This is a genomic window from Pantoea sp. SJZ147, assembly GCF_007828605.1.
GTDB lineage: Bacteria > Pseudomonadota > Gammaproteobacteria > Enterobacterales > Enterobacteriaceae > Pantoea > Pantoea allii.
Genome location: NZ_VIVB01000001.1, coordinates 224,522 through 237,210, shown reverse-complemented (window position 1 = coordinate 237,210; position 12,689 = coordinate 224,522). Strand labels below are relative to the sequence as shown.

Below are 12,689 nucleotides of genomic sequence, written 5' to 3'. Positions count from 1 at the left end.
ACAACCTCAGATTATTGAGCGGCAGTGGCAGCCATATCGACAGTTTTTGCCGTTACCGGCATACCGGGCATAAACACTTTTTGCAGTCCGGCAACGATAACCCGATCGCCCGCCTGTAAACCGGCGGCAACGATGCGTAATCCGTCTGCCATCGCGCCGGGCTTAACGTCCCGACGTTGGGCTTTCCCCTGGGCATCGACCACATAGACATATTTACGGTCCTGGTCGGTCAGCACGGCTTTATCGTCGACCAACAGGGCATTAAACTGCGCGCTACCGGGAAGGCGTACGCGGGCAAACAGGCCGGGCGTATAGGTGCGATCGCGGTTATCCAGCAGGGCGCGCATACGGATTGTGCCGGTGCTGGCGTTGAGTTGGTTATCCAGGAAGTCGACGTTGCCACGATGCGGATATCCCTGTTCCCCTGCCAGGGCAATTTCAACGGGCAGGGCATGCCGTTGTTGTCCCTGACGCGCCATCGCCTGATAGTGCAGAAACGTCGTTTCATCGACGTCGAAATAGACGAACATCTTGTCCTGCGCGACCAGTGTGGTAAGCACGCTGGCGCTGTCACCGGCGGTGACCAGGTTACCGCTGGTGATCATGGCCCGGCTGGCGCGACCGTCAATCGGGGCGGTCACGCGGGTGAAGTCCAGATTAAGTTGCGCCATGTCTACAGAGGATTCGGCAGCAAGCACATCGGCCTGCGCCTGACTGGCTGTCGAACGCCGCTGTTCCCACATCTCGCGCGATACGGCCTGAGTCCCGACTAACTTCTCCGTTCGCGCCGATGCGCTTCGGGTCAGGCTGGCCTGACTCCGTGCCCGGGCCAGCGTCGCTTTTGCCTGTTCCAGCGCCGCGCGGTAGCTGCGATCGTCGATGGTAAACAGCACCTGACCTTTTTTAACCTCATCACCTTCGTGATAATTCACGCTATCGATATAACCCGAAACCCGTGGCCGAAGCTGCACGCTTTCTACGGCTTCGACGCGCCCGTTGAAGCTGTCCCACTGACTGACAGGCTTTACCAGTACATCTGCAACACTGACCTCGGGCGGCGGCGGTGGTGCATTTTTTGTCTGGCCGGTGTCGCACCCGCTTAGCAGACTGACCAACAGTCCCATTCCCAGTAGGGTAGATCCCTGACGAACCCAGTTAGTAATCATTGTTGTGATTCCGCGATGAACAGTGAAATGAAGCCCGCAGGCCAATATTTGCAACTTCTATGGTTGCAATTTATCGCGAGGAGTGTAGGCTTGTGCGTCAAAGAACTGCAAGAATTACTGATACACTTTATGTGCGGTATGACAAGCCGAAGAAATCGGCCTGGCGGTGACTGAAAATAAGCCCCATAAAAAGTGCGGCATTTAATGTATTAATTAAACTTGCATTAAGTGGCATTGTCATCCACGCTTTTAGTGTAACTGCAACTGATACTAATACTGTTCGCTGCCGCGACGGGAGACTAAACATGATGAGTAACGCTTTTATTCACGACCTTATTGACTGGATCGACAACAACATCGAAGCACGTCTCGATCTCGACACCGTTTCTGAGCGCGCGGGCTACTCAAAATGGCACCTGCAACGGATGTTCAAAGAGCACACGGGCTATCCACTGGGTGAATATATTCGCATTAAAAAGCTGAAAAAGTCGGCTGACCGCCTGACCAGCACCAATGAACCTATCCTGAATGTGGCGATATCGCTGGGTTTTGACTCTCAGCAGTCTTTCAATCGCAGCTTCAAACGACAGTATGGTGTGGCGCCGGGCGCATGGCGTCGTCACAGCGTGCCTTCTCAGGCTGCCATGCAGTCAATGCAGTAAACACCGCCGGGGCCAGGTAATCTGGCCCGCGCTTTTTGATCCTCAGGTAAAGCTGCTATCATCTGCATCCTGTTTAAAGGGATGCCATCATGTCAAAAAAACTGTGGGTTGGGCTGGTTCTGATCCTTGTCCTCTGTTGGGTAGGGTTAAAACCTTATTTGACCTCTGCACCAGCCAAAACGTCTGCGTCAGACATTGCTGCTCTTACGGATGTGCGAACGGTCGCCCGGTGGGTCCTGCAGCATCAGCAACTGCCCGATTATTACATTACCAAGAAGCAGGCCCGTCGCCTTGGCTGGAATCCCGCGAAAGGGGACTTGTGCGAGGTGTTGCCGGGTAAAGCTATCGGCGGCGATCGTTTTTCCAACCGCGAAAGAAAATTACCTGAACGTTCCGATCGTCAGTGGTTTGAGGCCGATGTGAACTACCGTTGCGGTCACCGTGAAGCCGACCGGTTGGTTTACTCCTCCGATGGCCTGGTTTTCCTCTCTACCGATCACTACCGCACCTTCAAGCCGGTCCCATAATCATGCTGACCTTACGTTTCGACCTGCGTCAGATCACCGAGCGTGATGCCTTCTATCGCGCGTTTGCCGCGCAGAGCGGTTGCAGCGCTGGATTCGGCAACAATCTGGATGCGCTATGGGACTGGCTGACCGGAGGAATGGCGTTGCCCGCCGAGATTCATCTGCTGCATGCAGAACAGTGTCATGCCGAGCTGGCACCTGTGGTAGCGTTGCTGGAAGAGGCGGCGCAGTCGCTGGCGGGCGAGCTGCGCCTGATTGGCAGTTAGTGGCGTAACGGTTTGAGCAGCGCGGTGAGTGACTCGCGCGCGGCGACTGGCAGATCGCCACCGCCGGTGTAACCGTTGTTCTCAATAATCACCGTGTTCAGCCCCACCAGCCAGTCGTAAATATAATAGGCCGTATGGTTAGCGGGCGCGGCAGAAAGCTTCGTCAGTCGCTGACCTGCGCTAAAATTCACGCTGGGCGCGGGCGGACGCGAGAAAATGGACTGTCCCCGATTGACCCGGCTTCCCGGACGTTCCGCTTCTGGCCGCTGAAGAAAACCAAGCCAGGCGACAAAATCCCCCAGCACCGTCATCGCGCGGGTTACCTGACGGTCGGCACGTGATTCGTGTGTCATGCTCTGTGCATCCGGTTCATGTAACGCCTGCTGCAGGGACTGCAGAATACCGGTGCGGAAGCTGGCCGTAATCAGTTCTTCGATCAACCACTCCATCGTCGCTTTATCAATATTCAGCAGGGCTAACAGGCTCTGGTTTTCCGGCAGCTGACGCAGGTGGTTCAGCCACAGGCTAAAAACCTGACGTGGAAACTGGGCTGAACCCTGACCGAAGCTGGTCTGCTTAGGGGCAGGCTGTTCAACTTCGGCATCGCTGAACAAATCAAACTCAAAGCCAATACCAAACTGATTTTCCGGTGCCTGAATACTGGAGGTCGCCGCCTGAACAGACGAGGTGGACTGATTAAGCCACAGCTGGCGCAAGGCCTCGCGGGACGGCTGTAAGCGCTCAAGCAGTTCGCCATGCAAACCGGTGCGGTGTTGTAAACATTTCAGCAAGGTGTCGGCGATGCTTTGTCTGCGAGCGGCCTGGTCTGGCGACGCACCGGCTTCCGTCCAGGGCTGCAGTCGGCGTTCGACCACGGCGTGCTGGATTTGTGCCAACTGGGCAATCAGCATATCGCGACGTGCCTCTGGCTGCATTTCTTCCTGCAGCCAGTCAGACATCCGATCCACGCCTGCGCGATCCAGGGCCAGCATAGAACCCCACTGCTGACCCGGTTGTCCCACCTGGCGCTGTACCGCCTCGTCAACATTGATCTGCTGATGGCGCGCATCGTAAGGCGTGATCGCCCAAATCAGGCGAGGTTTTTCACCCGCTTCATTGACCGGCTGGTGGCGCTGCCATTCACGCAATGCCCGACTGGCGACATCGACATCCTGACGCTGGCTGGCGGCGGTGCAGATCAACAGCAGGTCGATACTTTGCCGGGCGGCATACAGGCCCGGGATCAGGATTCGTTTGTGCTCAAGCAGGCGCGCGCGTAACGCATCCTGCTTCTGCAGACGCTGGCGCTCTTCACGCAGCGCCGGATCGCTCGGCGTCCCGGGTGCAGGCAGTTCCAGCATATCGGCATCGTCATACAGCGCGGTGCGCGGGGTGGAGCTGAGTGGGATGGTGACCTCAAGCGTTAGCAGGGCCAGTAATCCCAGCGTCACGTTCTGCGGCTTACCCAGACGGTTACCGTTTAACGGACAGACTTCAACCGACAGCGACTGATCCTGCTCGCTGGCGGGAACGATCAACTGCTCAGCGGGCAGCAGGGAATTATCCGTCAGCAGACTGAGCGGAGCCAGTACCCGGGTGCTGTTACGCAGCTGATGGCGTAAGTGCAGTAAGCTTCGCACCAGCTCATTCAGGGCCGGCTCAGCGGGCCACAGCAGTGAAAACAGCTGCACACGGTCATCCACGCTCAGCCAGGGAGCCAGTTCAACAGCCTGCGGCCAGAAATGGCGATCCAACTGGGCGTCATACAGGTGATGACGGCGGCACCAGGACCAGAGCGTGACCAGTGCATCGCTCTCCAGACCCGGCAACGGCGTAGTTAAACGATGGCGTTGCAGGCGTTGCAGCACGCTGTCAATTTTCGCGGTGTCGGGCTGCGTTACCCCTTCACCACAGGAGATGGCCAAACGCAACACCTCGGCCTCGCTCAGCAGCGTCAGCTCGACCGGCCACTCCGAGGAGAGGATTTCACGCTGGTGGGTAAAACGCGTTGCGGTGGCAAAATCGAGATTGCCCGGGTTGACGTGCTGGAAATAATTAATCGGTTTATCGCTCAGCGCGGTGATCAACTGACCTTGTGCGTCAGCCACCATTTCCGTCAGCAGCCAGGCTTTGCCCGCCTGCGACTGTCCAAACAGCGCCAGCGTCACCGGGCGCGCAACCTGCTGCGCCAGGGCCTGCGCCTGCACACGCGCCTGCCGTAACTGCAGGGTCAGGGTTTCGGCTTCCAGTGCCAGCCGCGGCGACTGTTCGCGGGTGCTCTCAATCCAGGCCAGGCTGCCGTTCAGGGCGTCCTGCAATAAACTCAGGCGTTTTGCCAGCGTCTGCGGCTGGCGGGGTTTTACCGATCTCATCGTTTACACACACTCCCGCTGTCAATCCAGTATTGCGCATTGGCATTGCCCGTGGCGGAGAGAGTATTCAGTTTGAGGCTCAGATGTTCAAGTGGAACACGCGTGCCATCATCCAGTTTGGCTTCGCTTAACACCAGATTTTCAGGGCCGGGCGCACCCGGACCGGCCTTCACTGCCAGCTTCACGCGCAGAACGCTTTCACCTGCGACCTTGCGTGCCAGTGCCGCATCGTTGAGCGTCAGGCTGTACAGTGGCGAGGCGGGCCAGCGTTCATTATCTAACTGGCGGAATCCCAGGCATACGTTACCGCGAATGCGGAAGCTGCTTTTACGGTCCAGCGAGAACTGGTGATCGTCGAGATCGATGTCGCTATAGCAGAGGTTCTCGTCCGTCAGCGCCTGATTTTCGTCCAGCATACCCAGATAGCGAATGGTGGAGTAAGGCTCAAAGTCACCTGCACGGAACCAGAAGCTGCTCAGGCGTAAATCCAGCGCCAGCAGACACAGCATCGCGCCGACTGCGGCGGTCGATTTCGGGTTATCGATACGGCCGTGCTTATTAAACGGATACCAGTCACTGGTGTGATAGCCTTCGAGCGACAGAATACGGCTACCCGGCAGTGGCTGTAGATGGCGCACCAGTGCCTGAATGCCCGGGAACCGCGACGGACGTCCGGTCAGTAGCAGCACATCGCACTGATAGAGCGAGACCACTTCACACATGGAGCGCAGGGCCGGAATAATCGCCATGCGGTGCTGCATAAACTCACCGTGAAGCTGGGCCATGCTCACGACCAGCGGCACCTCAAGCAGATCGAAACGGCTGTTACCGCCCAGTTCTCGCTGAATTTCACCATTAATAAAGGCAAGCACCGCATCGGCAGGGCGCTGATCGACCAGTTCGCCAAACAGGGCGTTGATCTCGGCATGGCTTTCCAGCGGGTCCCAGTTTTCGTACCGTTCCAGCACCGCCTGAGCCAGCGGGATAAACAGCTGTAACGTGGCCTGCTGGCGTAACGTTGCCTGTCCATCCATGCGGCTGTCGTGACCAAACAGCTTGTTGATCAGCGGCTCAGCCAGCGTCAGTCCTGCTTTTTGCAGGCTCTGCTGCAGTGCAGGCAAAATCCACAGCTGAATCACATCCAGTAAAATATCATCACCGGCCACTTTGAAACCTTCGCGGAACAGCAGGCGCGGGGTGATTTTGACGTTGTTGCCCTGACCGTCATCAAGACGGTACTGGGTAATGGCTAAATCGGTGGTGCCGCCGCCAATATCAATGGAGGCGATACGCAGGCTCTTGCCTGGCAGCTCGTCGGCTTCGCGCGGACGGTCAGGGCGCGCCATGCTGCTAAAGAAATCTTCTGCACGACCGGCAAAGTTAACCTGGGTCTCGTTAAACAGCCACACCATCTGGCCGCAGGTGGCTTCGTCCCACTCCATCTGCACATCCGGCACGGGTTTGCTGCTTTGGGCCTGGCTCTGCTCGGTAAAATCCTCGTCAGCCGGATGCCAGCCTTCGGCTTTCCACACCAGCGCGATGGCTTCCTGCATACGGCGACGGAATATTTCACGTTCGGGTTTTGGCATGGCGGACGGCAGCGTCAAAATGACATGACGCAGCTGGCGCGGTGCATGGCTTTGCGGCATACGCTGACGCTGTGCCGCGCTGTTCATTTGCATCAGCGCCTGGGCCAGCAACTCACACAGCATAAAGGTCATCAGTGAACTGCGGCTGTAGTGGGCGGAGAACACGGGTAAGCGCTCATCCACGGGCAGCGCATACAGCGGCTGACCTTCGTCATTCATCAATGAGGTAAAAGGTGCAGCACAGGCCTGAGGCTCACCCTGCGGACTCTGCTGATTAAAGCGCCAGCCTGGCTGATAGCGTGCTTCGTCCCACAGGTAACGGCGAGGGCTGGACAGGCCGGTGCTGCCTTCCAGACCCGCACGCTGCAGCGCCAGGCGACTGGCTTCACGTCCGACACGGGTTAACGAGGGCCACATAAAGGCCTGCTCGCGGCCGCTTTCCAGCGAAAAGTTAGCTTTACCAAAACGGGCTTCGGCAAATTCCAGTCGACTGTCGAACAGTTCGTTATAAACCCGATGGGGCTGAGACAGATCGCGCATTTGCAGCTCATAGGTCTGCTTCAGGCCATTGCTCTCTTCCGGGTGATCTTCCACGAGGATGCCGCAGGTGTGGGAGTTCCCCACGTCGAGAATGATATCGACATTGACCGCCGGCGTTTGCAGCGTGGCGGCCTGAATATGAATTTCAGTAAGGTTAAGCTGTTCGCCCAGCAATTCCAGCAGGTTGAGGTAATGCGCCTGGTATTCAAATTCACGCAGAGCCTGGCTAATTGCCTGTTCCCGGCGATCGGATACGCGATCCGTGAAGGACTCGCGCAGCCAGCCATCCACCCACGTATGGTCAAGAAAATCGCCCAGCTCGTAGTTGTGCCAGGCCAGCGCAAAGGTGACACCGTTTTGCGCATCGGAGGGCGTCAGTCCCAACTGCTCGCCGCCGTCTTCTTCAGGCACGCAGCGGGTATCAAAAGCCAGGGTGACGCGGTGCGTATTGCCTGTGCTGTCCGGCTTATCCAGGGCAACCAGCCGCATGCGCGCCCAGTTTTCCGGGCCGCCAATAAAACGTCGGCCTGATGCGCAGCGCAGCATCGGCAGCGGCAGCCAGCATGCTTCCAGCAGCGTCAGGGAGTCGGCCATGGCGATGTCGGTTTCAGGGCGCACCACTTCCGGCGCACCGCCGTCCTGCGGATAGAGTAAAAACTTACCGCTGTTGCCGTCTACATTCAGGCGCAGCAACGGGCCGTTCGCGGTCTGGCGCACGAACTGGCGGCGCGCCTGAGTAGCGGAAAGTTGCAGACCAAAATCAAGAAACTGTACGCCACTGTTCTCAATCAGTGAAATCTTCTGCTTATCATCGATCAGGGGAGCCAACATAGTTACTTACTCTCACGCTTAATCGTAATGGGATACGTACGATCCCCACTGTACTGTGCTTCACATGCTGCCGCGCCAATGCTGGAATGACACACTAACAACGGCATGCGATAACGCGATTTGTCCGCGCACCGGGCAGTAAAGCGGCTCTCAATCACCAGGTTACCGGCGCTGGTCATCGCAGCGGTCACATCAGCCTTACAGGTGGTGTTGCCCTGGTTAATCTGGACGTTGCCTTTGCCGTTTTTGAACTGGAAGCGCATCACAGGCGGTTTACCGGTTGGGGTTTTGACCTGGTCAATCTCCACGCGCCAGCGACCATCAATGACCTGTACCTGACCATCGCGAACGGCATCCGGTGTCACCACCAGATCCTCGGGTTTAGCGGGCACTGCCGGTACAACGACGTTTGAAAGCGTGGATGACGGGGCGCTGGCCGTTGCTGTCGCGGCGTTTGCCACCACTGCGGCCGGTTTTTGTGGCAGCGTGGCGGACAGTTTTTCAGCCGAAGCCACCACCGCCGGAGGCTTACTCGCGATAACCGGCGCAGGCGTCGGGCTGTTTTGAGCAACGGGTTGCGCCGTGGTAACCGGTTCTGACTTTGGCATATGTAAAATAACAGCCATCGCTGCCGCAGCGGCCACGGCCAGGGTTGGGATGAGATACCACAGGCGGAAAGGCCGACGGCGCACTGCCGTCACAGGCAACGGTTCAGCTGCCTGAACAGGGACATCACTGACCGTCGGCTCCGTAACCTCGGGTTCAGGTGTCACCACAGGTTCAGGTTCTGGCGCAGCAGCCACGGCGACGGCGACAGGCTCAGGTGGCGGTTCAACCAGCACAGTGGGCAGTGACTCTTCAAGGCTGTCACGCAGGCAGGCCAGCGCATCATCACGATTACGCTCCTGAGCATCGACAAATCCCCAAAAGGTAATGACGGGTTTACCGTTAACCAGATACACATATTGCTGATTAGGGAACTGCAGGCTTTTGCCTAACAGCGCACCAAACAGGCGCATGGCCGGATTAGCTGCATCGCGTGCGCGGGCGCTGATCTCCTGCAGGTCCTGCTGGCAGGCGGTGAGGTGTTGTAAAGCCTGACGGCGTTCATAATCGCTGGCACCCATCCAGGATTTCACTTTGCCCGGGAAGGGCGAGTACCAGTCAAGCCGGTCGCCACGTTCATTGGTTTGTGGAATGGCCAGGCAATTTGCCAGCGCGCTTTGACGGCGCAAACGCAGGGTTTCACGGATTTGCAGGGCGGAAGCAAATACAGGCTGGCCGTTCTCGCCCAAAGCCAGAACCGCATCCAGATTGCCGCTGCGCAGAAAAGTTTTTGCCACCTGTTAAGCCCTTATCGGTCGTTGTCTGAGGCAGAAGATCGCGTGTTATCGTCGATTACGGTGATTTTACGTGGGACAATGGCAAATCAAACCGCTGAAAAAGGGGATAAATGCGTGGTTTTTTGACCCGCTGCCGGGAAAATAACCAATGCCCTGATGATGTTACGCTGTTTTACGCTTTAATAACAGATGTGCAACCACGCCACCGACCAGGCCCCAAAACGCCGAACCGATACCGCAGAGCGTCACGCCGGATGCGGTAATCAGAAAGGCAATCAGGGCGCTGTCGCGCTCGTCGGGCTTATCGAGTGCACGTTGCAAACTGCCGCCCAGGGTGGCAAGCAGGGCCAGACCGGCCAGAACCTGAACCATCACCTCAGGCAGTGCGCTGAACAGCACGGCAATCAACGCCCCGGATAATCCGGCCAGCAGATAAAAAAAACCAGCCAGCGCGGCCGCTATCCAGCGTCGTTGCGGATCGGCATCCACCTCTTCGCCCATGCAAATCGCGGCAGTGATCGCTGCCACACAAACCGAAAATCCACCAAACGGAGACAGCACCAGGGCCAGCAGCCCGGTCCAGCTCATTAATGCGGAGATCGGTGGTCGGTAGCCGTGTGCCTGCAAGGTCGCAATGCCTGGGGCATTTTGCGAGGCCATGGTCACCAGAAAATAGGGTAGACCAATACCCATGAGCGTGGGCAGTGAAAAGGTCGGCCAGACAGGGGCGGGAAGGCTAAAGTGCGCCACATGCTCAGGGAAATGAATGCTGCCTTGCCCAAAGGCGATGGCAAGGCCCGCCAGCAGGGCGATAAGAATGGCATAGCGGGCGAACCAGCGGCGTGCCAGCAGCCAGATAAAACACATTGATGCGGCCAGAGTGAAATTAACTGATAAATCGCTAAACGTCTGCAGGCCAAATCGCAGTAAAATCCCCGCCAGCATGGCGGCTGCCAGCGAGGCGGGAATGTGGTTCATCAGCCGGGCAAACAGGCCGGTTACGCCGCACAACACAATCAGGGCGTTGGCAAAAACAAACACCCCGACGGCGTCGTTGACAGAAACCCCTTGCAGGCTGGTCGCGAGTAACGCCGCGCCAGGCGTGGACCAGGCGGCTAAGATCGGCATCCGGTACGCCAGAGACAGCCCCGCCGAGGCAATGCCCATCGCAAGGCCAATCACGGAAAGCCAGCCGGCGATCTGCGTGGGCGATGCGCCCGCCGACTGAGCGACCTGATAAATAATCGCACCGGTACTGCTATAGCCCACCAACACCGCGACAAAGCCGGAAACGGTCATGGGCAAGGTAATGGGGAACGGCGCGCGGCGTGCAGACATGATGTAACCCTCTTGTGCGTTATAGCGCACATCGTCGCACAGGGCGTTATAACGCACAAGTGTTACACTGAAGCGGTACAGCAGGAGACAACATGGAAAATTTGCAGCAATATCTTGGCGATGCGCTGAAACAATTGCGCCAGGCCAACGGCTGGAGCCTGACTTCAACCGCGGAAAAAACGGGCGTGAGCAAGGCGATGCTGGGTCAGATCGAACGTGGCGAATCCAGCCCCACAGTGGCGACCTTGTGGAAAATCGCCACCGGGTTCAATGTCCCGTTCTCGTTTTTTGTTCATAACGTATCGCTTTCCGCCGGTGAGGTGGCAAGTTACCGACAGCATAATGCCCAGATGACGGTCACGCCGCTGTTACCTTATGACGAACGACTGCGTTTTGATTTGCTGGCAGTTGAGCTGGCAGCCGGTGCACAAAGCGATTCCGCGGCCCATGAGCACGGTGTGATTGAGCAGGTTGTGGTGCTGGAAGGGGAACTGTTACTGGGCATCGAAGATACCTGGCGGCGGCTTAAACAGGATGAGGCCTTTCAGTTCAGGGCGGATGTTGCCCACAGCTACCGTAATCCCCTGAACAGCCGCTTACGCTTTCACAGCCTGATTCATTACCTTGGGCGAACCTGAGCTTACAAATTGAAACCAGCCGCGCCTGTTCAGATCTGACCGGCATTTGTATACTCACTTCCCCTTTGTAAGGCCGCGCTGCACGCCTGTTTGCACCTCGTTGCAAACGCTGACTGCCTGAGCGTCGCAGTCTGCACCTTACTGACTCGTTATCTGTTACCGCTTCCAGAGGAATTATCATGGCTTTAACCACACTTGATGCGAAAACCGCGCTGATCGTCATCGATCTGCAAGAGGGGATTGTTGCGCTGCCAGTTGTGCATGAGCCACAGCCGGTTATCGAACGCTGCGCAATGCTTGCCGCTGCATTCCGTGAAAAAGATCTGCCCGTTGTGCTGGTCAACGTTGCTGGCGGTGCGCCAGGACGCAATGAGATGCCGCGTCACGAAGGCGAGCTGCCTGCAAACTGGGCAACCCTGGTTCCTGCCATGACACCGCAGCATAACGACCTGACCATCACCAAAAAAACCTGGGGCGCTTTTCATCACACGGCGCTGCATGATGAGCTGCAAAAGCGTGGCATTACGCAGGTCGTTATTTGCGGCATTGCCACCAGCATTGGGGTGGAATCGACGGCACGTCAGGCCTATGAATTAGGTTACAACGTCACATTGGCGGTGGATGCAATGACTGACCTTAATAGCGACACCCATGAAAACAGCATCAAGCGCGTGTTTCCCCGTCTGGGCGAAACGGGCAGCTGTGATGATGTGCGTGCAAAACTCAACGCGCTGTAATCGCTAAGCAATATCCCAGGGATTGAGCAGCATAACGCCCAGTCCCTGGAAATCTTTCAGGTTACGCGTGACCAGGATTAAATCGTGCTGTAGCGCCGTCGCCGCAATCAACGCATCGGTTTCAGCGCGCCGGTCGGGCACGTGCAGTTGGGCGCACCGCCGCGCGATGGGGCCATCAACAGGCAAGGTTCGCTGACGATACGCCTCAAGTACCTGTGTCTGATACCAGAGGCGCAAACGTTGGGCCTGCTCTTCATCCCGCTGTTCAAGATGCAAAATCCCTCTCTCTATTTCCAGCAACGTCAGGGCGGAAATAAAGGTGTTGTCAGTGCTGACCGTGACAGCCCAGGCTTCGACGTTTGGTTCGACGCGCGCTGTTCCTGCCTTGCGCAATTCGGAAACGACATTCGTATCCAGTAAATATCGCATCAGAAATCGACATCCCGCGCGGTAATACTTAGGCGTTCCGGTGTAAAATCGATATCTGCTGTTTCAGGCATGGCTAATGCCATCGCCAGATTTTTTTTGCCACCCGTTAATGTTTGATAAGCCTCAAACGTTAACAGGACATGCGCGGGTTTACCGCGATCGGTAATGTACACTGGGCCGTCCTCCGCCTCTTTTTTCGCCTTTGACACGTCTTGATTAAAGGCACGACTTGAATAGATTTTGTTCAACGT

Annotated in this window: 12 protein-coding genes; 5 read left to right on the top strand and 7 right to left on the bottom strand. The window is 57.2% G+C overall.

Annotated elements, in window-relative coordinates; genetic code table 11:
- Positions 1 to 11: 11 nt before the first annotated feature.
- A complete protein-coding gene (locus FBY13_RS01115) occupies positions 12 to 1,166 on the bottom strand; it encodes an efflux RND transporter periplasmic adaptor subunit (protein WP_145393255.1) in 1,155 nt (384 codons plus the stop codon).
- Between the two features lie 305 nt (positions 1,167 to 1,471).
- Here FBY13_RS01115 and FBY13_RS01110 point away from each other — a divergent pair, with 305 nt between their 5' ends.
- The 3 genes from FBY13_RS01110 to FBY13_RS01100 all read left to right on the top strand — a co-directional run bounded on the left by FBY13_RS01110 (position 1,472) and on the right by FBY13_RS01100 (position 2,621).
- Positions 1,472 to 1,828 (top strand): helix-turn-helix domain-containing protein, encoded by a 357-nt coding sequence (locus FBY13_RS01110; RefSeq protein ID WP_063879524.1) that lies wholly within the window; start codon positions 1,472 to 1,474, stop codon positions 1,826 to 1,828.
- Between the two features lie 89 nt (positions 1,829 to 1,917).
- Positions 1,918 to 2,355 carry a ribonuclease domain-containing protein gene (locus FBY13_RS01105; protein WP_063879525.1) on the top strand — a complete coding sequence of 146 codons (438 nt, stop codon included), beginning with the start codon at positions 1,918 to 1,920 and terminating at the stop codon, positions 2,353 to 2,355.
- Between the two features lie 2 nt (positions 2,356 to 2,357).
- The gene (locus tag FBY13_RS01100; protein WP_096010679.1) at positions 2,358 to 2,621 is read left to right on the top strand and encodes a barstar family protein; all 264 of its coding nucleotides are present in this window, start codon (positions 2,358 to 2,360) and stop codon (positions 2,619 to 2,621) included.
- Here the strand turns inward: FBY13_RS01100 and FBY13_RS01095 are convergent.
- The 4 genes from FBY13_RS01095 to FBY13_RS01080 all read right to left on the bottom strand — a co-directional run bounded on the left by FBY13_RS01095 (position 2,618) and on the right by FBY13_RS01080 (position 10,634).
- A complete protein-coding gene (locus FBY13_RS01095) occupies positions 2,618 to 4,993 on the bottom strand; it encodes a virulence factor SrfC family protein (protein ID WP_145393254.1) in 2,376 nt (791 codons plus the stop codon). The genes FBY13_RS01100 and FBY13_RS01095 overlap by 4 nt on opposite strands.
- Positions 4,990 to 7,953 carry a virulence factor SrfB gene (locus tag FBY13_RS01090; protein ID WP_145393253.1) on the bottom strand — a complete coding sequence of 988 codons (2,964 nt, stop codon included), beginning with the start codon at positions 7,951 to 7,953 and terminating at the stop codon, positions 4,990 to 4,992. Before FBY13_RS01090 ends, FBY13_RS01095 begins: the two co-directional genes overlap by 4 nt.
- Before the next feature lie 2 nt (positions 7,954 to 7,955).
- Positions 7,956 to 9,296 carry an SrfA family protein gene (locus FBY13_RS01085; RefSeq protein WP_145393252.1) on the bottom strand — a complete coding sequence of 447 codons (1,341 nt, stop codon included), beginning with the start codon at positions 9,294 to 9,296 and terminating at the stop codon, positions 7,956 to 7,958.
- 162 nt (positions 9,297 to 9,458) lie between these two features.
- Positions 9,459 to 10,634: a benzoate/H(+) symporter BenE family transporter gene (locus FBY13_RS01080; protein ID WP_145393251.1), complete on the bottom strand. Its 1,176-nt coding sequence runs from the start codon at positions 10,632 to 10,634 to the stop codon at positions 9,459 to 9,461.
- A 92-nt stretch (positions 10,635 to 10,726) separates the two neighbouring features.
- Between FBY13_RS01080 and FBY13_RS01075 the strand changes: the two genes are divergently transcribed.
- Together FBY13_RS01075 and FBY13_RS01070 are read left to right on the top strand one after the other, a co-directional pair.
- On the top strand, positions 10,727 to 11,272 hold the full coding sequence (locus tag FBY13_RS01075) for a helix-turn-helix domain-containing protein (protein WP_096010674.1): 546 nt from the start codon (positions 10,727 to 10,729) through the stop codon (positions 11,270 to 11,272).
- 179 nt (positions 11,273 to 11,451) lie between these two features.
- A complete protein-coding gene (locus tag FBY13_RS01070) occupies positions 11,452 to 12,009 on the top strand; it encodes an isochorismatase family protein (protein ID WP_063879532.1) in 558 nt (185 codons plus the stop codon).
- A 3-nt stretch (positions 12,010 to 12,012) separates the two neighbouring features.
- Here the strand turns inward: FBY13_RS01070 and FBY13_RS01065 are convergent, their stop codons facing one another.
- The gene (locus FBY13_RS01065; protein ID WP_145393250.1) at positions 12,013 to 12,438 is read right to left on the bottom strand and encodes a type II toxin-antitoxin system VapC family toxin; all 426 of its coding nucleotides are present in this window, start codon (positions 12,436 to 12,438) and stop codon (positions 12,013 to 12,015) included.
- Positions 12,438 to 12,686: a type II toxin-antitoxin system Phd/YefM family antitoxin gene (locus FBY13_RS01060; RefSeq protein ID WP_063879534.1), complete on the bottom strand. Its 249-nt coding sequence runs from the start codon at positions 12,684 to 12,686 to the stop codon at positions 12,438 to 12,440. The genes FBY13_RS01065 and FBY13_RS01060 overlap by 1 nt, the downstream gene beginning before the upstream one ends.
- Positions 12,687 to 12,689: the final 3 nt, after the last annotated feature.

Excerpts from the sequence above, each read along its gene's own strand:
- FBY13_RS01115 (WP_145393255.1), bottom strand. The coding sequence starts at position 1,166 with ATGATTACTAACTGGGTTCGTCAGGGATCTACCCTACTGGGAATGGGA.
- FBY13_RS01110 (WP_063879524.1), top strand. The coding sequence starts at position 1,472 with ATGATGAGTAACGCTTTTATTCACGACCTTATTGACTGGATCGACAAC.
- FBY13_RS01105 (WP_063879525.1), top strand. The coding sequence starts at position 1,918 with ATGTCAAAAAAACTGTGGGTTGGGCTGGTTCTGATCCTTGTCCTCTGT.
- FBY13_RS01100 (WP_096010679.1), top strand. The coding sequence starts at position 2,358 with ATGCTGACCTTACGTTTCGACCTGCGTCAGATCACCGAGCGTGATGCC.
- FBY13_RS01095 (WP_145393254.1), bottom strand. The coding sequence starts at position 4,993 with ATGAGATCGGTAAAACCCCGCCAGCCGCAGACGCTGGCAAAACGCCTG.
- FBY13_RS01090 (WP_145393253.1), bottom strand. The coding sequence starts at position 7,953 with ATGTTGGCTCCCCTGATCGATGATAAGCAGAAGATTTCACTGATTGAG.
- FBY13_RS01080 (WP_145393251.1), bottom strand. The coding sequence starts at position 10,634 with ATGTCTGCACGCCGCGCGCCGTTCCCCATTACCTTGCCCATGACCGTT.
- FBY13_RS01075 (WP_096010674.1), top strand. The coding sequence starts at position 10,727 with ATGGAAAATTTGCAGCAATATCTTGGCGATGCGCTGAAACAATTGCGC.
- FBY13_RS01070 (WP_063879532.1), top strand. The coding sequence starts at position 11,452 with ATGGCTTTAACCACACTTGATGCGAAAACCGCGCTGATCGTCATCGAT.
- FBY13_RS01065 (WP_145393250.1), bottom strand. The coding sequence starts at position 12,438 with ATGCGATATTTACTGGATACGAATGTCGTTTCCGAATTGCGCAAGGCA.